The organism is Stenotrophomonas sp. AS1 (genome assembly GCF_048957655.1).
Lineage (GTDB): Bacteria > Pseudomonadota > Gammaproteobacteria > Xanthomonadales > Xanthomonadaceae > Stenotrophomonas > Stenotrophomonas bentonitica_A.
Map to the genome: position 1 here is coordinate 76,621 of NZ_JARVXM010000002.1, position 19,024 is coordinate 95,644.

General features: G+C 65.1%; 15 protein-coding genes and 1 tRNA gene. 2 read left to right on the top strand and 14 right to left on the bottom strand.

Translation table 11 applies throughout. From position 1 onward, the window contains the following. Window positions 1-76 precede the first annotated feature (76 nt). Complete coding sequence (gene uvrB, locus PV764_RS03830; RefSeq protein WP_421116213.1) at window positions 77-2,107, bottom strand: excinuclease ABC subunit UvrB; 2,031 nt, start codon at window positions 2,105-2,107, stop codon at window positions 77-79. Between the two features lie 154 nt (window positions 2,108-2,261). Between uvrB and PV764_RS03835 the strand changes: the two genes are divergently transcribed. Next, on the top strand, window positions 2,262-2,792 hold the full coding sequence (locus PV764_RS03835; RefSeq protein WP_019183382.1) for a GspH/FimT family pseudopilin: 531 nt from the start codon (window positions 2,262-2,264) through the stop codon (window positions 2,790-2,792). A gap of 69 nt (window positions 2,793-2,861) precedes the next feature. Here PV764_RS03835 and PV764_RS03840 read toward each other — a convergent pair. The 11 genes from PV764_RS03840 to grxD all read right to left on the bottom strand — a co-directional run bounded on the left by PV764_RS03840 (window position 2,862) and on the right by grxD (window position 16,456). Then, window positions 2,862-2,938 (bottom strand) — tRNA-Asn (locus PV764_RS03840). Window positions 2,939-3,006: 68 nt separating this feature from the next. Next, entirely contained in the window at window positions 3,007-3,399 is a 393-nt protein-coding gene (locus tag PV764_RS03845) for a type IV pilin protein (RefSeq protein WP_070427008.1), read from the bottom strand. A gap of 59 nt (window positions 3,400-3,458) precedes the next feature. Further along, complete coding sequence (locus tag PV764_RS03850) at window positions 3,459-7,268, bottom strand: pilus assembly protein (RefSeq protein ID WP_421116214.1); 3,810 nt, start codon at window positions 7,266-7,268, stop codon at window positions 3,459-3,461. A gap of 10 nt (window positions 7,269-7,278) precedes the next feature. Beyond that, window positions 7,279-7,797 carry a PilX N-terminal domain-containing pilus assembly protein gene (locus PV764_RS03855; RefSeq protein ID WP_046273716.1) on the bottom strand — a complete coding sequence of 173 codons (519 nt, stop codon included), beginning with the start codon at window positions 7,795-7,797 and terminating at the stop codon, window positions 7,279-7,281. Window position 7,798: 1 nt separating this feature from the next. After that, a complete protein-coding gene (locus tag PV764_RS03860) occupies window positions 7,799-8,968 on the bottom strand; it encodes a PilW family protein (protein WP_019186179.1) in 1,170 nt (389 codons plus the stop codon). Then, a complete protein-coding gene (gene pilV, locus PV764_RS03865) occupies window positions 8,965-9,447 on the bottom strand; it encodes a type IV pilus modification protein PilV (protein ID WP_019186180.1) in 483 nt (160 codons plus the stop codon). Before pilV ends, PV764_RS03860 begins: the two co-directional genes overlap by 4 nt. Continuing rightward, the gene (locus PV764_RS03870) at window positions 9,444-9,959 is read right to left on the bottom strand and encodes a GspH/FimT family pseudopilin (RefSeq protein ID WP_026070246.1); all 516 of its coding nucleotides are present in this window, start codon (window positions 9,957-9,959) and stop codon (window positions 9,444-9,446) included. The genes pilV and PV764_RS03870 overlap by 4 nt, the downstream gene beginning before the upstream one ends. Before the next feature lie 162 nt (window positions 9,960-10,121). Then, the gene (gene ppnN, locus PV764_RS03875; RefSeq protein WP_421116215.1) at window positions 10,122-11,510 is read right to left on the bottom strand and encodes a nucleotide 5'-monophosphate nucleosidase PpnN; all 1,389 of its coding nucleotides are present in this window, start codon (window positions 11,508-11,510) and stop codon (window positions 10,122-10,124) included. 298 nt (window positions 11,511-11,808) lie between these two features. Then, window positions 11,809-14,967: a TonB-dependent receptor gene (locus tag PV764_RS03880; protein WP_037554124.1), complete on the bottom strand. Its 3,159-nt coding sequence runs from the start codon at window positions 14,965-14,967 to the stop codon at window positions 11,809-11,811. A 431-nt stretch (window positions 14,968-15,398) separates the two neighbouring features. Continuing rightward, complete coding sequence (locus tag PV764_RS03885; protein ID WP_019186184.1) at window positions 15,399-16,139, bottom strand: SDR family NAD(P)-dependent oxidoreductase; 741 nt, start codon at window positions 16,137-16,139, stop codon at window positions 15,399-15,401. After that, the gene (grxD, locus tag PV764_RS03890) at window positions 16,136-16,456 is read right to left on the bottom strand and encodes a Grx4 family monothiol glutaredoxin (protein WP_019186185.1); all 321 of its coding nucleotides are present in this window, start codon (window positions 16,454-16,456) and stop codon (window positions 16,136-16,138) included. Before grxD ends, PV764_RS03885 begins: the two co-directional genes overlap by 4 nt. A gap of 162 nt (window positions 16,457-16,618) precedes the next feature. Here grxD and PV764_RS03895 point away from each other — a divergent pair, with 162 nt between their 5' ends. After that, window positions 16,619-17,200 carry a superoxide dismutase gene (locus tag PV764_RS03895; protein ID WP_019186186.1) on the top strand — a complete coding sequence of 194 codons (582 nt, stop codon included), beginning with the start codon at window positions 16,619-16,621 and terminating at the stop codon, window positions 17,198-17,200. 125 nt (window positions 17,201-17,325) lie between these two features. Here the strand turns inward: PV764_RS03895 and PV764_RS03900 are convergent, their stop codons facing one another. Next, window positions 17,326-18,474, bottom strand: a complete 1,149-nt coding sequence (locus PV764_RS03900; RefSeq protein WP_046273717.1) for a 5-(carboxyamino)imidazole ribonucleotide synthase — start codon at window positions 18,472-18,474, stop codon at window positions 17,326-17,328. Further along, window positions 18,471-18,974: a 5-(carboxyamino)imidazole ribonucleotide mutase gene (gene purE, locus PV764_RS03905; RefSeq protein ID WP_019186188.1), complete on the bottom strand. Its 504-nt coding sequence runs from the start codon at window positions 18,972-18,974 to the stop codon at window positions 18,471-18,473. Before purE ends, PV764_RS03900 begins: the two co-directional genes overlap by 4 nt. Between the last annotated feature and the right edge of the window lie 50 nt (window positions 18,975-19,024).

A 19,024-nucleotide genomic window follows, 5' to 3' on the forward strand; every position in this document is an offset into this window, starting at 1 on the left:
CGGTGCAGGCCGCGTATATTACGGATGCCCCCCGGAAAGCGCAACACTTTTGTGAAGATATTTCACGATGTGTTGTTCAGCCCAGACTGGCCTCCTTCAACTGGCGGATCTGGTCGCGTACCCGGGCGGCATCTTCGAACTCCAGATCACGCGCGTGCTGGTACATCTGCTGCTCCAGCGCCTGCAGGCGCTTGGCGATCTGGGCCGGGTCCATGGTGCGGTAATCGGTCGCCTCTTCGGCCACGCGACCGCCCTTGCCCTTGCCCTTCCCTTTGCCGCGCGCCTCTTTCTCGGCCGCTTCCGAACGCGCGCCTTCGAGCACATCGGTAATCGGGCGCAGGACCGACTTGGGTATGATGCCATGCAGCTCGTTGTACTCGACCTGCTTGGAACGACGGCGGTCGGTCTCGTCGATCGCGGCCTGCATCGAACGGGTCATCTTGTCCGCGTACAGGATCGCCTTGCCGCGCAGGTTGCGTGCGGCGCGGCCGATGGTCTGGATCAGCGAGCCGGTGGAGCGCAGGAAGCCCTCCTTGTCCGCATCCAGGATCGCCACCAGCGAGACCTCGGGCATGTCCAGGCCTTCGCGCAGCAGGTTGATGCCGACCAGCACGTCGAACTTGCCCAGGCGCAGATCGCGGATGATCTCCACGCGCTCGACGGTATCGATATCCGAGTGCAGGTAACGCACGCGGATGCCGTGTTCGGTCAGGTATTCGGTGAGGTTCTCGGCCATGCGCTTGGTCAACGTGGTGACCAGCACACGGTCGCCCAGCTTGATGCGCTCGTTGACCTCGCTCATCAGGTCATCGACTTGGGTGCCGACCGGGCGGATCTCGACCACCGGATCGATCAGGCCGGTCGGACGCACCACCAGTTCGGTGATCTCGCCTTCGGTCTCGCGCAGCTCATATGGGCCCGGCGTGGCCGAAACATAGATGCTGCGCGGGCAGCGCTCCTCCCACTCTTCAAAACGCAGCGGGCGGTTGTCCAGCGCCGACGGCAGGCGGAAGCCGAACTCGACCAGCGTTTCCTTGCGCGAACGGTCGCCTTTGAACATCGCGCCGATCTGCGGAATGGTGACATGCGATTCGTCGATCACCAGCAATGCATCCGGCGGCAGGTAGTCGAACAGCGTCGGTGGCGGATCGCCGGCGTTCTTGCCGGTGAGATGCCGGGAGTAGTTCTCGATGCCGTTGCAGTAACCGACCTCGGCCATCATTTCCAGATCGAACTGGGTGCGCTGCGCCAGGCGCTGCGCTTCCACCAGCTTGTTCTGCTCGTACAGCTGCTCCAGGCGGACCTTCAGTTCCGCCTTGATCGTATCCACGGCCGACAGCACGCGTTCGCGCGTGGTGGCGTAGTGGGTCTTGGGGTAGATCGTGTAGCGCATCATCTTGCGCAGGCTTTCACCGGTGAGCGGATCGAACATGCTGATCTGCTCGACCTCGCCCTCGAACAGCTCGATGCGCACCGCTTCGCTGTCCGATTCGGCCGGGAACACGTCCACCACTTCGCCACGCACGCGGAACGTGCCGCGATGCAGCTCGAACTCGTTGCGCGTGTACTGCAGCTGGGTCAGGTGCTTGATCAGGTCGCGCTGGTCGATCCGCTCGCCGGTGGAGAGGATCAGGCGCATCGACAGATAGTCCTCCGGCGCGCCGAGGCCGTAGATCGCCGAGACGGTTGCCACCACGATCGCATCCGGGCGCGACAGCAGCGTCTTGGTCGCCGCCAACCGCATCTGCTCGATGTGCTCGTTGATCGAACTGTCCTTCTCGATGAAGGTATCCGACGACGGCACATAGGCCTCGGGCTGGTAGTAATCGTAATAGCTGACGAAGTACTCCACCGCGTTGTGCGGGAAGAACGATTTGAACTCGCCGTACAGCTGCGCCGCCAGGGTCTTGTTCGGCGCCATCACCAGGGTCGGCTTCTGCACTTGCTGGATCACGTTGGCGATCGTGTAGGTCTTGCCGGAACCGGTGACGCCGAGCAGGGTCTGCTTGGCGATGCCCGCCTCGAAGTTGGCGGTCAGTTTCTCGATGGCCGCCGGTTGGTCGCCCGCCGGCGAATACGGGGATACAAGTTGGAAACGATCGCTCATGGTGCCGCCACTGCCGGGAAGCCTTCAGTATAACGGCCGGGTTGGTGACGGCCGGTTGAGGAATCCACCGATGCCTGGGGCCCGGTCAGGCTGATATTCAGCCTCGGCAGCGGCGCGCAAGCTCAGAGCTCCCCGCTGACGGATGACCTGCCCCATGCGCCTCCGGCCTAGCCCGCGTGACCGAAGCGCTGGCCTCACCCTGATGGAGCTGATGGCCACCCTGGCGATCCTCGCGCTGGTGGTCGCCGTGGCGGCACCCAACCTGGCCGAGACCGTCTCCAGCCTGCGCGCCGATGCCCTGCGGCTGCAACTGAACTCGGCATTCGCCGGCGCTCGCATGGCCGCGGTGACACGGCGCGAGATCGTCACCATCTGCCCCAGTGACGATGGCCGGCGCTGCGCGTCGGAATGGAGCACCGGGTGGCTGACGTATCGCGATCCCCGTCGCCAGCCACAACCGGCCGAGGCAGACATCCTCCAGTACTACCCGGGGCAGACCGGCCTGACCCTGCGGGCTCCGGCCTCTGCCGGGCGCCCTCGCCTGCGGTTTCGTCCGGATGGCAGCAGCATGGGCGTCAACCTGACGGTCACCATCTGCACCCGAGGACAAAGACACAGCAAGGTGGTTGTCAACAATGCCGGGCGCGCCCGCTCGGAGCGACTGCGCGACCGCGCGCCCTGCTGATGCAGGCCCGCCGGAAATGCCGGCACGAAAACGACAAAAGCCGCGATTGCTCGCGGCTTCTGCAGAATCTGGCGCCCGAAGTTGGACTCGAACCAACGACCCCCTGATTAACAGTCAAGTGCTCTAACCGGCTGAGCTATTCGGGCGGGGAGGCGCATTGTACGGGGCACTCGCGCGGAGGGCAACACCCTTGTGCATGCCGCCGTCCGTCACGTCACCAGCACTCGGAGAGCGTGCCCCCACTGGTCTTGACGTTGGCCTGGTTGATGCCGAGGTCGCCACACTTGTCCTTGGCCTGGTTTCCCTGTGCGGTCGCGGTCAGCGTGAACGTGGACTGGGTGCCGACGAACCCGACACTGTAGGCGGCCGTACCCCCTTCGCGCGGGGAGCTGACCGAGTCGCCACCGCCGGGCAGCGTGAACCCTTCATAGGTGTTCTGCGTGGTATGGAACCGCTCGGCCAGCTGCGCGTACTCGACCAGGTCGGCCTTGACCTGCCCGCGCTTGGACTTGCGCGTCTGCTCGACGTAACTGGGGTATGCGATACCGGCCAGGATCGCCATGACGATCACCACCAGCATCAACTCGATCAGCGTGAATCCCCCCATCGCGCGGGCGGGGACAGGCGGCACGCGTCCGGCGCGGGCCAGGGCGGGAAACGAACGACTCATTGCAACTGCCTCCAGGACTGGCGTCCACAGGGATACGGCACGTACATGGGGACGCCGCCTGCCGCGGTGACCAGCATCTGGCAGGGCTCGGCGGGCGGGTCCACCGGGGGTGGCGTGCCGCCAGGTGAACCCGGTCCACCGCCGCCTGGGCTGTCGCCGGAAATCTTGCCGGGTGGCTGCTGGCGCGGCAGTACCTGCACCCCGACATCCTTCACCGGGGCGTTGCCGCCGGTCGACAGCGGAACCGCGGCCGTGCCAGCGCCGAACTTGGTGCCGGTCGGCGACCCGGCGCGCATTTTCGACAGTGCCGGCGCACCGGACTGCGCACTCAGCCCGAACAGCCAGTTGGAGCCATCCGACGCACAGCTCTTGGTGGTTGGATTGGGCACATAGGTGGGCATGAAGACCACACCGGACGCCAGCGCGGGATACGCGAGGAAGCGCTCGCCCGCCGGCAGGTCGACATGCCAGCCGCGCGAATCGGCGGGGATCGTGCCCGGCGTCATCGTCCGCACATCACCCGAGGCAGAGACGGTATACGGACGCAGATCGGCCGCGGTCATCGTCAGGGAAGGCGTTTCGTCGGAGGCATCCAGGACCGCGTACAGGGACTGGATCGATTCGTCACGGGCATCTTCGTTGAAGACGAAACTGCCCGTGCCGAAGAACAGCATCACCCCACCGCGGTCACCATTGGTGGCGTTGATGCCGCCGGTGATCGGCTGACGGTAGGTCAAACCATTCCTGGTGCTGGTCTGCGTGGTGAACAGCGGCGTGGAAACCGTCGCACTGGTATCGCGCAGATCGAACTTCCATACCGCGCCCTTCTGGTCGGCCGCGTACACCGTATCGGCGTAACCGTCACGGCCGCGCGTATTGCGGCCGCTGCCGGTCCAACGGTCGACCACCAGGATGTTGCCCAGGCCATTCTTGCCAGCCGGCGGGGTTCCTGCCGTCTCGGATGCTTCGATCATCGTGATGTTGGGGGAGCCGGTGCCGATGTCCACCATGAACAGCACCACCTTGCCACTGGCACTGCCATAACCATTGCCGAAGATGGCCTTCCAGGTCACGGTTCCGTTCGCGTCCTTGAACGGAACGATGACCGGCTTGCCCAGCACATGGCCGATATTGGCCTTCACGCCATCAGAGCCGCTGAGGTCGTTGATTTCCCACAGGCGGCTGCCGGTGCCGAAGCTGCCCGGCTTGGTCACATCCAGTGCGAACACGCCGCGGCCGCCCGCGCCGGTACTGCCGACCAGTACGGTGCCCCAGCTGGTGCCGATACGCGCATCGGACACGGCGACCGGACCATCGACATAGTAGCGATGAGAAAACTTCTGGAAGGCCTGATTGTTCGGATCGAGCGGGAACAGCAGGTTGCCCATGTGCCCCATGGAGGTGGCGGGAATGTAGGCGAACGTTTCCGCGCCGCCGCTACTATCCATCGTGCCGCTTACACCCATGCCGCCATCAAAGGCATGCAGCATGCCGTCGTTGGCGCCGACATAGACCATGTAACGCCCACTGCGCTTGGTCTCCAGGTAGGTGGCGTAGCTCGCGCCCAGGCCTTGATCCAGCCCGCGATAACCGTAGTCATCGATGGGGGCACTGATGACCGGCGACGAATTGATGATGTCGCCAAGCACCGTGGTGCGGTCGCGGAAGCGCCCCCCTCGCCGCGTTTCCAGACTCCTTTCGCCCAGCAGGTAGCTGACCGCGTTTGCGCGCGTCGCGCCGAGATCGGTCAGCTCACCAGCCGAACACCGGGCCATGCCCGGGTACAACGACGGGGACAGGTCACACAACGACTCCAGCGTGACACTGTTGCTGCTGAAGGGAAGCACGTCGGTGTTCGTACCGAAGAACACGTTGCGCGCGGTCGGCTGCGGCATCTTGGCGCTGGCTTCCCACGCGGTGGTGTACACCGCTTTGCGCGTGGCCTGGTCCACGGTGATCTGGCTCGCGGTGAGGCGGCTGAACCAGTCGGTCGATTCGTTGGCGATCTCGTAGTACGGCGCCACCGCCATCGAGCCGGTGCCGATGCGCGCGCCCGACTGCGCGTAGCTGCCCGAGGAAGATGCACCGGCCGTCACCGACGACAGCACGCGGCGCATGGCCTGGGTGATGTCGGCCGGGGTACGCGCGTTGATGAACTCGCCACGCGTGTTGACGGCGGCATGCCAGATGTCATCGATGGTGCTGATCGCACCGTTCTCGCGCTTTGGCCAGTTGTTGTAGATGGAGGCGTTGGTATACGGGTCCTGGACGATATCGGGATTGAACAGCTTGCCGCGCCCGCCCAGGGTGATGCCGTAGAAATTGACGTGCAGGTTCTTCTGGCAATCCAGGCGCGGATCCGGGTTGGCCGTATTGCAGGCCTCCGGCACCGGCACCAGCCCGGGCGCGAGTTCCGGACGCAGTGGCGATTTGCCATCCTTGTTGATGTAGTACGAAGCGGCGATATCAGCCATCGTATTGTCGTGGCTATCCTTGAACGGGATGCCCATGTTGCCGTCGCCATTGGCATTGGCGACCTCCGGGCCATCAAGGTTGCTGTAGCCATCGGTGAACAGCATGACGGCGTTTTTCTGGCAAGCCAGCTGCACCGGCGCCTGATCATCGGTCCGGGTGAACTGGGTGGCGGCCGCCTTCACCGCCTGGCGATTGGGTGTACTGCCCGAGGCGTTCAACGCGATCATGTCGGCGTACAACGCACGCTTGTCGTCCTTGGTACCCAGATCGCGGATGGGCAACGCCGCACCCTTGTCGCTCATGTCGTAGTCGGCGTTGTCGTTGATCTTGAAATAGCCCACGCGCAGGTTGTCCACCGTCGCCATGGATCGGGTCATGCCGGCGATCATGGAGCGGTTGCGGTTGCCGTAGTAGGAGAACCAGTTGGCGAAGTTCTGCAGCGCGACGCCGTCGGTGCTCTTGATCGTGTACTTCCACATCGTGCAACCCGTGCCACAGGCATTGGCGGCCTCCGTGCGCGCTACCGCCGTGTAGGCGCCGGGGCTCCCGGCCAACTCCGGAACCGGATCGCTCTTCCCCGTGAACGGAAGAAAGAACGTGGCTGGAACGTAGGTGAAGGTCGCGTCGTATCGCGTTGGTTGATTTTTGTTGACCTTGTAGAAATCCTGGGTGTTCCAGACGTAGTCCTTGTTGGCCGCGTAGGGCGTTCCGTCCTTCCCGTTCGCCGCGAAGACAGTGCCCTGGGGCACCACCATTCCATCGACCATGTTGAACACACCGGTGGTGGCCGCGGTCAGATCCACCGCATTGGACGCGTTCGCCGCCAGACGTGGATCTATCAGGGTCTTGGACGTGGCTGCCTGTGCGTAATCGACCACCTTTTCCTGGGCGGTGTCATAGCGCATCCACGGCTCATACTTGATCGTGGGGTTGTAGAAGGCCGGGTTGTAGGTCGGGGAGCGTGCGAAGCCGAACTTGTCGAGCGGTGCAATGCCGTAATACGCGCCGGAAATGCGCGTGCCCGGCAGCACGTAATAGAAGGCGCAGGTACCCGTAGTACTGAGCGTCTTGGTGCCGCTGAAGAAACTCTTGGTCGACGTATTCCAGCAGGCCTGGCCATCCGCCCCGGGGAACTGGGTCTGGAAGGTCATCGAGCCGGAGTTGTCGACCGTCATGATGAAGGCCGGCTGCGCCTGCACCTGGTTGTTCAACGGCACCTGGGACAGCGTCCCCTGCCCCTGCGCGGCGATCAGCTGATAGGTCAGCACCCCGCCGCCGACCAGAACGGCCAGTACCGACGCGGAAATGAGTGTGGTCCTGCGCGATACCATGTGCGCGTCCTCAGAGCTTGAAAACCGTGTCGATCACGGTCGAAGAGGTGGGATGTTCAGCGTCATCGGCGGCGTAGCCGGTGATCTGATAGATCGGAATGGGGGTATCGCGCGGCCCGCCCAGGCCCACGCCGGTGCCGAAGGGCACGCAGGTATCGATCTGCCTGACCGTTACCGCTGGAACCGCATCGGAACTCTGCTCGCTGCCCCACTCTGACGGGTCGAAGGCAGCATCGCAGCCGGCATCGATGTCGCCGGCGACAATCAGGCTGCCATCGGGCAGCTCCTGACGATTGGCGATTTTCTCCACCAGATGCTCGGCAGTGCGCACGGTCGCTTCGGTGTTCTGGAAGGACAGATTGCTCGCACGATAATTGGCCGACATCTTCTCCTGCATGCCGGCGACCTGCATGCCCGCGATACCGATCAGCGCCAGCAGGATCAACATCACCAGCGCCACATACAGCACGGCGCCACGCTGGCGATGTGGGGCCGGAGAACGAACGACGGGGCGGACGGAGGCGTGCATGTCAGTTCCCATAGAGTCGATTGCGCAAGGCCACGGATACTTCATAGCTGGCCCGGTAGCGGGTATCACGGGTATCGGACGGCGCGAACTCCACGCCCAGTGCGCCCTGGCGAGCCACCTTCTGCTGGGCCTGCAGCGCATCGGCCGGCTGCGGGCTGCGCGCCAGCACGCCGACCTGCACCAGACCCACGCGTCGCCACTGCCCGGCCGCGGCCGCATCGGTGCCCGTGGAGACGCCACTGGCGGTTGCCTGCACGGTGATGTTGCCGATGGGCGAGGCATCGACGCTGATGTCCGGGGTCGAATCCAGGCCGAACAGAACCTGCAGGTTTTCGATGCCTTCCACCAGCTCCTCATTGAGCTCGGCCGGATACGCGCCGGCCGCATTGGCGCGGGCACGGCGCAACGCTGGCTCGCCGGACGCGCCGGCCCCGATGTAGTACACGATGGACTCGGCGCGGTAGACCAGCGTCTGCCCATTGGGCGGCGCATACCTGGACAGGTCCGCATTGGTCGCCGTGACGATGCCGCCGGCGACGCTTCCCGGGAAAATGTCGACATGGGCACAATCGGCGATGCCGAACATGGTCGGCGCAGCGGGCGTGCCCTGGCTCAACCGGGCGGCGCGCTCGGTGTCCACCGTCAATTCGCTGCCGCCGCTGTCCGCGGTAATGGCCGTGACCGGAACGCCTTCACCGGCCAGGAAGCGCAGTACCAGCACATCGCTGCCCCCCAATGGATTCAGCCCGGCGATCTCGGACGGCAGGTTGCCTGCGTCACTCCAGGCTTCGCCCAGGGTCAGGGTATCGCCCGGCGCGGTACCTCCCGCTTCATAGCCCTGCACCGCCACCGAAAAATCCAGCGGACTGCCGGCCCCGGATGCGGCCGTGAAGTGATGGCGCGGGTCGCCCTCGTCCTTGATGAAATGCGCCTGATCGTTGACGCAGCCGTAGTGGCCGGCCATGCGGATGTCGCGCTCGAGGAAATCGATCGCAAACCGGGCGTTTTCCTGGGTGCGTGCCACGCCTTCAGCCAACCTCGAGGCGGTGCGCGAGGCGATGAAGACCTGGATGACGCCCAGCATCAGCACGGTGCCGATCACCACCGCGACCATCAGCTCGATCAGCGACAGACCCGACTGCCTGCGCCGTGTGTTCGGGAAAGGGCTCATAGCTGCGATGTCACGGTGAAGGTGGTCTTTTCATCGGGTTTGTCCTTGTCCCAGCGCTGGTCGCCCCAGGCGATCTGGACGGTGACGCTGCCATCTTCGTAGGCCACGTTGGCACTGGCGGTCTCGCCCAATGCCTTGGCCACCTGGCACTGCCACCGCGCAACGTTCTGCTGGATGGTGACCGCATTGCCGGTCGGCCGGCCGCAGGCCCCGGCAACGGCCACCGTCCCGGGCGAGAACGACGCCGTGCTGTACCAGGCCGCCTGAAAGCGATTGGCGCGCATCTGATCGATCAGGTCGTACGCCAGGTTGGTCGCCTGGGTGCGGTAGTTGGCGCTCTGGGTGAAGCGCACACTCATGGTCTGCAGCAGCGCGAAGCCGAGCAGGCCGAAAGCAAGCACGACAATGGCGACCAGCACCTCGATCAACGTGAAGCCACCCGGCGCTGCGCGCAGGCGGCGAGGATGCTTGCGCTTCATTGGCACGCTCCCTGGGCACTGCGTGCCTGGCCGGAGGAATTGATGGTCACGGTGCGCTGCATCGGTTGGCCGCTGCATTCGTCCGGCCGCAGGGTCAGCGTCTGGTCGGCAGGCGCCTGGCGGCGACCTCGCCCGTCGAAACTGATGGCCACGTTGTCCGGCCCGTCCACGACCAGCCTGGGGTGGCCCTGGCTGTAGCGCAGGACCGTTTCGCCGGTTTCCAGGGTACCGCTACCGTCGGGGTCGGCGAAGGCGAGGATGCCGCTGTTCCAGTCCCCGTCGCAGCTGGTGCCGGTGGCGCTGCCACAGACACCGCCGCCCTTGTTGTTGCGGATCGCCTCGCTGCGCGCGAGCGACAGCAGGCCCAGCGCTTCATTGTTGGCCGCGACCACCCGGTTGGAACGGATCACGCTCAGGAAATTCGGGAACCCCACCGCGACCAGCACGGCAAGCACCGCCATGGTCACCATGAGCTCGATCAATGTGAAGCCGTTGAACCGGCGCAAAGACATGAAACGCTCCCCAGCGTTGATGACACAGAAGATGAACGTCCCGCCGCCGATCAGCAAGCGGCGGCAGGACGAACGGTCGCCCGGAGGCGACAGGCGTCAATGGGTTGACGCAGATCGAGAACCGGCAGCGGCCCCCTGCCCGCCGCCGGTCCGGTCAGACCCTCAGGCCATGACCTTGTAGCAGGGCTGGTACTCGCCGGAGATCTTCATCCGGCGCTGCTCGACGAAGGCGCGCAGCAGTTCGTCCAGGGCCTGCATCATGTCCGCATCGCCGTGGATTTCGAACGGGCCGAACTCCTCGATGCGGCGCATGCCGTCTTCCTTCACGTTGCCGGCCACGATGCCGGAGAACGCGCGGCGCAGGTCGGCCGCCAGAGCATGTGGCGGACGGCCGTGGTGCAGGTCCAGCGACGCCATCGCCTCGTGGGTCGGCACGAACGGCTGCTGGTACTCCCACGGAATCTCGATGGACCAGTTGAAGAAGAACGAATCCTTCTGCGCCAGGCGGTGCTCGCGCACGCGCTTGATGCCCTGGGCCATCTTGCGGGCGACGTTGACCGGGTCGCCGATGATGATCTCGTAGCGGCTGGCGGCCTCTTCACCCAGGGTGAGACGGATGAAGCGGTCGATCTGCTCGAAGTACGGTGCGGCCACGGTCGGGCCGGTCAGGATCAGCGGGAACGGCAGGTCCTTGTTCTCTTCGCGCAGCAGGATGCCCAGCAGGTACAGGATCTCCTCAGCGGTGCCGACGCCACCGGCGAACACGGTGATGCCGTGGCCGATGCGCACAAACGCTTCGAGACGCTTCTCGATGTCCGGCATGATCACCAGATGGTTCACGATCGGGTTCGGCGACTCGGCGGCGATGATGCCCGGCTCGGTCAGGCCGATGTAGCGCGTGGTGGTCTTGCGCTGCTTGGCATGGGCGATGGTGGCGCCCTTCATCGGGCCCTTCATCGCACCCGGACCGCAGCCGGTGCAGATATCCAGCCCGCGCAGGCCCAGCTCGTAGCCGACCTGCTTGGTGTACAGGTACTCATCGCGACCAATGGAATGACCGCCCCAGCAGACGACCAGATTCGGGTCGCCGGGGTTGAGGATGCGCGCATTGCGCAGCAGCCCGAACACCGCGTTGGTGATGCCTTCCGAAGATTCCAGCTCGGCCGCGTAGGCCGGGCCCATCTCGATGGCCATGTAGGCCAGGTCGCGGACCACCGCGAACAACAGCTCGGCCACACCGCGGATGATCTCGCCATCCACGAAGGCCATCGCCGGCGCGTTGACCAGGTCGATGCGCACGCCGCGGTCCTGCTGGGCCACCTGGATATCGAAATCGGGATACAGATCGCGCGCCGCGCGCGGATCGTCCGAGGCGCTGCCGCTGGTCAGCACGGCCAGCGCGCAGCGGCGCAGCAGCTCGTGCATGCCGCCGCCGGAGGCGTCGCGCAGGCGTGCCACTTCAGCACGCGACAACACATCCAGCCCACCGCGCGGGTAGATCCGCGCGTCCTGCACCGGCAGCGTACGCGCCGGCTTTTCGTTGATCGTCATGTCCATCTTGTTCGCTTTCCTCAAGGTTACCGACTGTACCGCTGCCCCCTTAAAAAGCAAAACGGCCGGGAAACCCGACCGTTTGGATGTGTCCTGACCGCGACAGGGGCACTGGGCCGTCGCAATTGCGCTGATTTCCGCGCAACCAACTGAATATACAGGTATGCACTACCCAGCACAACACTCAGTGGGGCGGCCGATGGAGACCGGGGCGCTCCAGCCGCCCCCGCCCTGACAGACAAAAAAAAGCGACCGGGTTGCCCCGGCCGCTTTTCAATCATCCACTAGGTCCGACGCATCAGAACTTGTAGCGGAAGCCCAGCTGCAGCGACCACTGCGACACACCGGTGTTGAAACCGTCGGCGTCCGCGTTGGCGAAGGCGCTGTCGGTCACGGTGGCGCTCGTGTTGCCCTGGCGCTCTGCACGGAACTCGTACAGGTACTTGCCAGTGGTCGGGTCGATGCCGCGGAAGTTGGCGATGCCCTGGTCAGCATAGAAGCCGAAGTCGTCGATGCGACCCCACTTCTTGTTGAGCAGGTTGCCCACGTTCTGGATATCGAGCCAGATTTCGGACTTGTGGCCCTTCATGAAGCCCGGCAACTGCTGGGTGATACGCACGTCAAAGGTGTTGACCCAACCGGCGCGAGCCGAGTTCTGCGGGGTCACTTGGCCGGCGTAACGGTTCAGCTGCGCATTGTTCTCCATCCATGCGAAGAAGGCTTCTTCCATGGCGGCACCGCCGGTGAACAGCACGTCGCCACGACCCTTCGGCACATAGAACAGGTCGTTGTAGGTGCGGCCGTCGCCGTTCATGTCGTTGGAGTACACGAAGCTGTACGGACGACCGGTACGGCCTTCATAGAACATGCCGACCTGGGTCTCGTAGTCACCGAAGAACGCATGCTTCCAGTTCACCGAACCCGAGATGCGGTTGCGGATCTCGTAACGCGAGCGCGCAAGCGCGTTCTCGTTGGCCTGGAAGATGTAGTTGTTGTTCCAGTTCGAGGTCGCCACCGAGGAGGTGTTGCTGGCAACTTCCTTCGCATCGGTATAGGTGTAGCCCAGGTTCCAGGCCCAGTCACTGTCCGGGCTGAACGGCTTGGCCAGGGACACGGTGAACTGCGCGGTGCGGCCCTTGTCGGTGTTGTCCAGCAGCACGGCATCGCTCACCCAGCTCGGGGTGGTCGACTTGGAGGTCGAGGCGTTGGCAACGTTGCCCCAGTAGAAGTTGCGACCGTCCGGACCGCCGGTGTAGCTCGGCTGCATCAGTTCCAGGCGCTTGAAGTACAGACCATCCTTGACCTTGGTCACCAGCAGCTCGGCCGATGCGACCAGACCGTTCCACGGCAGTTCGTGATCGAACGCCAGATTGGCCTTGTACACGGACGGGGTGCGGAAATCGTCGGAGACGAAGTTCACGACCTGCTGTGCCGGACGGTTGCGGTTGTTGTACGGGTAATCGGTGCCCTGGGTGAAGTTCACGCCGTTGTTGGCGTAGATGTTGCCCAGCCACACCTGCGGCGCTTCACCACGGAAGAGGCCAACGCCACCGCGCAGCTGCGTCGGGCGATCGCTGTCGAAGGTGTAGTTGAAGCCCACGCGCGGCTGCACCAAGAAGCCGTTGTCGCCGATCGAACGGTTGTCGTAACCGAAGAACTCGCTGGCGCGCTGGTTGTAGGCCGTGTCCTTGTTGGTGTCGTACTTGTCCGCACGCACGCCCAGGGTCAGGGTCAGGTTGTTGTTGACGTACCACGTGTCCTGCACGAACAGGCCCAGGGTGGTGTAGTCGTAGTCGGCCGCAAGGCTCTCCACGCCACCGTCCACCGGGTTGCGCCAGGTGCTGACCACCGGCGTGTTGTTACGGAAGCCTTCGATGCCGTTGTAGACCAGGTAACCGTCAATGTTCGGTGCGTACAGGTTGTAGATTTCGTTCTTGCTGTAATCCGCACCGAACTTCACGTCATGGTCGCCCAGGGTGAGCGTGCCGGAGGCGAAGTAGTTCCAGGTCTTGGTGTACAGCTCGTTGTACTGGGTGTTGGCTTCGGTACCCAGGTACAGGGTCGGGTTGGCGACCGACTCGCGGTTCGAGTTCAGACCGCCGAAACCGATCAGGATCGCCGGAGTACCCGGAGCCGACGGATTACGGATGGCCGAGTAATCGCGGTAGCTGGCCTTGATTTCGGTCGAGAAGTTGTCGCTCCAGTCGCTGAACAGCTGGCCGACGTAGGACTCGATCTTCTTGTCGTGCTGGTACCAGTACGAGCTGATCGAGGCACCGGTGGTCTGGCCGTAGCCGTTGATGCGCAGCTTGTCCTGCTCCAGCTTGCTGTAGCGGAAGCTCGCACGCTGATTGTCGGTGATGTTCCAGTCCAGCTTCAGCGCGTACTCTTCGAGGTTGGTGTCCGAAGCGGCGTCGTAGCTGCCCGCCGACACGCCATAGCGCTCCTGGAAGATCTGCTGGGCCTGCGCGATCTGGGCATCGGTGATGGTACCGGCGCCGATGGCGCTGCCGGCGATGTCGGCGCCCGGGGCGGACTGCTCGAACTTCTCATAGTTGGCGAAGAAGAACAGCTTGTCCTTCACCAGCGGGCCACCCAGCGTGAAGCCGTAGGTCTTCTCGTCTTCGAAACCGTTGAACTTGCCGCCACCCGGGTTGTCACCGAACCAGCTGCCGTCACGCATGTAGCCGTAGACCGAGCCGTGGAACTCATTGGTACCCGACTTGGTCACGGCATCAACCACAGCGCCGGTGGCGCCGGTGATGGTGATGTCGTAGCTGGACAGGTCGACGTTGATGGCTTCGATGGCCTCCATCGAAACCGGCTGGCGACGGGTCGGGAAGCTGTTGCCTTCCAGGCCAAAGGTGTCGCTGGCGGACACGCCATCGATACGGACGGCGTTGTAGCGCGGGTTCTGGCCGCCGGCGCTGATGCTGCCCGAAGCCCGGTCAACGAAAGCGACGCGCGGGTCCAGGCGCATCATGTCCTGGATGTTACCGCCGACGGACGGCATGGCTTCGATCGTTTCCTGGCTGATCGACGTGCCCGAGCCCATCTTGGTGGCGCTGAACACTTCCGAGCCTGCGGCCACGGCGGTGACCTGCACGGCATCGAGGTTCGTTGCAGCGAGGTCGCCGGTCAGTGCCGCATTGACGGTACCGATCTGGTTGACGCCGAGGTACACACCCTCTTCCGTCTTGGTGCCTTCACCCGGCTTGTTGATGGTGATGGTGTACGGACCACCCACGCGCAGGCCGCGCGCGTTGTAACGACCCGATGCATCGGTCGTGGCGCGGCTGACGGTGCCCGACTCGGTGTGCGTGATGGTGACTTCTGCACCGACGACAGGCGCGCCTGCAGCCGACGTGACCTGACCGCCCACACCGGAAGAGGTGCTCTGGGCGAAGGCGGGAGCGGCGGCAAGTGCGGCCACGAGACCAAGCGTGAGCTTGGACATCCGGAGACAACGGGAGTGGGTCATTGGGGAGTAGCCTCGATGCGAGATTGGCGATGGCGGAGAAAAAAACGCGCCCAAGCAGCCTTGCTGGCGGCTGACTGGACTTTTATCTGGGTTCCCTAGCCGCGAGCTGGTTTCAGCCGCAACGGTTAACACTAGATTAACACGATAGCCTCGGATTGTGACGGTTTGGCGACAAAACACACGCCATCACAACGGGATCATGACGCCATCTTCACATTTGATTGTGACCGGCTGAATGCGGGCTACTGAGCGCCTCAGCGGTGTCTGGTTGGCGTTCTGCGGGTTGGCTGGGGAGCCGGCCAGCGGCCGGCACTACCTGTAGGAGGCCCGGGGCACGTTTAGGAGGCCCTGGGCACATTCAGGAGGCTCTGGGCACGTTCGCGCCAGCGGTGACGCCTTTGCCGCGCTCAGGCGTCGAGAATCTGGCCGCGATACGCCGCGCCGGCAGCGGACAACAGCAGGACCGCGGCGGCGGCACACTCGGCCGGGTCACGGGCGGTGCGGTCCTCATCCAGCGAGAACGCACGCGCGCGCAGGGCCGTGCGCATCGGGCCCGGCTGCAGGCCACTGACCCGGACCGGGCTGCGGCCGAGTTCGTCATGCAGCGAGGCGATCAGCCCACGCAGGCCGTGCTGGGCGGCGCCGTAGCCCCCCCAATAGGCCTGCCCCACCCGCGCCGGGTCGTCCACGGTGAACACCAGCGCGGCATCGTCGCTCTGGCGCAGCAGCGGCAGGCAGGCCTGGGCCAGCCAGGCCGGCGCGGTCAGGTTCACGTGCACGGCGCGGGCGAAGGCGGCCGGGTCAGCCAGCTCGAACGGGGTCAGCCCGGCGAAATCGGCCGCGCAGTAGAGCACCCCATCCAGGTGGCCAAGTTCGGATTGCAGGCGCTCGGCCAGGGTCGCGTAATCGTCGGGGGTAGCCCCTTCCAGATCCAGCGGATACAGCAGCGGCTCGGGACCGGCCGCCTCGACGGCGGCATAGACCCGGTCCAGGCGGCGCGGTTTGCGCCCCAGCAGGACCACGGTTGCCCCGGCCTGCGCGCAGGCCACGGCCACGGCGCTGCCAAAGCCTCCCCCGGCCCCGGCGATGAGAATGACGCGATCGGCGAGCGATCCGGTCCCGACCACCACGGACGGGACCGCGCTCACGGCTGGGAGGCCTCTTCGACGATCCGCTTGAGCTCGCCGGATTCGAACAGCTCCAGCACGATGTCGCAGCCACCGATCAGCTCGCCGTGGATGAACAGCTGCGGGAAGGTCGGCAGGTTGGAGAAGCGCGGCAGGTTGGCGCGGATCTCGGGTTCTTCCAGCACATTGACCGTGCGCAGCGCGATCGCGCCGGCGGCCATCAATGCCTGGATGGCACGGCTGGAAAAGCCGCACATGGGATATTGCGGAGTGCCCTTCATGAACAACACGAGGGGGTAACGTTCGACTTCGGACTGGATCTGCTGCATCACCGCCACAACGACTCTCCCTCCAATGGGACAACCCGGCCTCACCGGTCGGATAGACTTCCCTGGCCGCCATTGTATGCCCTACCTTCGCGTGGTGGGCACCCTGCCATCGGCCACACTGTTGCCGATCCGCGATCGCGCGCCGCTTTCCCTTCCCAATCTGTCGTGCCCATGCCCCTCGAACTGCCTCGCCTCCCCTACGACCGCACTGCCCTGCAACCCCACCTGTCGGCGCAGACGCTGGACCTGCATCACGGGCGGCACCTGCGCGGCTATCTGGACACGGTCAACGCACGTATCGAAGGCACGGAACTGGCCGAGCTGCCGCTGGAGGACATCGTCCGCCAGAGCCAGGGCAGCCTGTTCGATGCCGCGGCCCAGGCCTGGAACCACCAGTTCTATTTCCACTGCCTGCACCCGCGCGCCGGTGGCGAGCCGCAGGGTCGGCTGGGCGAACTGGTGACCCGTCATTTCGGCGATGCCAAACGGCTGCGCGAGGCGTTCGACCGGGCGGCGTTGAGCCTGTTCGGCTCAGGCTGGGTGTGGCTGGTACAGCATCCCAACGGCGCGCTGGCGATCCAGGTGACGCGCAATGCGGGCACGCCGCTGACCGGCGAGAGCACCCCGCTGCTGGCCTGCGATGTGTGGGAGCACGCGTATTACACCGACTACCAGAATGAGCGCGCGCGCTATCTGGAGGCGTTCTGGAAACTGGTGAACTGGGACTTCGTTACCGCGCAGCTGCGCGACTGATGCCCGGCAGCGCACGGCCGTTGGTCGTGCGTCCCGGTCACCCTGGCAGGTAGTGCCGGCCGCTGGCCGGCTCCCCTTGTACCTTGCACCGCCAGCGCCGGCCAGCGGCCGGCACTACAGGACCTTTAACCGCGCAGGATCTCGATCACCGGCGCGACCTGCTCGCCGCGATCAAGCTGCCCACCGACACGTTCCAATGCATCGGCCAGCACCGCCGCATCGTCATCACGCAGCGTGGCATGGCCAACCTTGCGCCCCTCCCGGGCCTGCTTGCCGTAATCGTGCCAATGGCCGCTGGCCTGGGCGAGCACGGCGTTGGCCTCCGGCATCTGCCCGATCCAGTTGAGCATGCAGGCATGACCCAGCATGCGCGTATCGCCCAGCGGCAGGCCCAGCACGGCGCGCAGGTGGTTTTCGAACTGCGAGGTCTCGCTGCCTTCGATGGTCCAATGGCCGGAGTTGTGCACGCGCGGGGCCATCTCGTTGGCCAGCAGCTCATCGCCACGGCAGAACAGCTCCAGCGCGAACACGCCGACATAGTCCAGCCGCTCGGCCAGGGTGCGCGCGTAGCCGATGGCCGCCTCGTGCTGCGCCGCTGACAGCTGCGCCGGGGCCAGACTGGCCGAGAGCACGCCGTTGACGTGCCAGTTGCCGGTGATCGGCCAGGCGCGGAACTCGCCATCCTGCGCCCGTACCGCCACCACGCTGACCTCGCGATCAAAGGCGACGAAACCCTCCAGGATCAACCCGGTCTTGTCGACCTGGCTGCCGAGGGTGTCCCAGGCCGCGTCGATATCGGCGGCGCTGCGGATCCGGAACTGGCCCTTGCCGTCATAGCCCAGGCGGCGGGTCTTGATGATGCAGGGCATGCCGAACTCGGCGACCTTGGCGGCCAGTTCGTCACGGCTGCGGATATCGGCGAAGGCTGGCAGCGGGATGCCCAGCGACTGGAACAGGGTCTTCTCGCTGAGCCGGTCCTGGGCCACGGCCAGCGCATCCGGATGGGGATGCACCGGCACGCGCTCGGCCAGGAACTTGGCGCTGCGCGCCGGCACGTTCTCGAAATCGAAGGTCACCACGTCCACGCGGGCGGCGAACGCGGCCAGGGCCGCCTCATCCTCGAACGCGGCCACCTGCAGTGGCGCGACCTGGCCGCCACAGGCATCGGTGGCGGGGTCGAACAGCTCGAAGCGCAGCCCCATCGGCGCACCGGCCAGGACCATCATGCGGGCCAGCTGACCGCCGCCCAGAATGCCAACGGTCCTGACGCTCATTGACGCGGGTCGTCGTGGGCCATGACGTCTTCGGTCTGGCGGGCGCGGAAGGCCTCCAGCGCCTCGCCGATCGCCGGCTGGTCCGAGGCCAGCATCGCCGCGGCGAACAGCGCCGCGTTGGAGGCGCCGGCGTTGCCGATGGCGAAGGTGGCGACCGGGATGCCGGCCGGCATCTGCACGATCGAGAGCAGCGAATCCATGCCGTTCAGGGCCTTGGACTGCACCGGCACGCCCAGCACCGGCACGGCGGTCTTGGCGGCGATCATGCCCGGCAGGTGCGCGGCCCCGCCAGCACCGGCGATGATCGCGCGCAGGCCACGCTGGCCCGCCTGCTCGGCGTAGGTGAACAGCACGTCCGGCGTGCGGTGCGCCGAGACCACTTTCACTTCATAGGGAACACCCAGCGAATCCAGCTTCTGGGCGGCGTGCTGCATGGTTTCCCAATCCGAGCGGGAACCCATGACGATGCCGACGAGCGGCGCGGTTTGGTTGAGGGTCATTGGCCGTCACCTGCCTTAAAGACGTATTCTAGCCGTCTTCCACGCAAGAC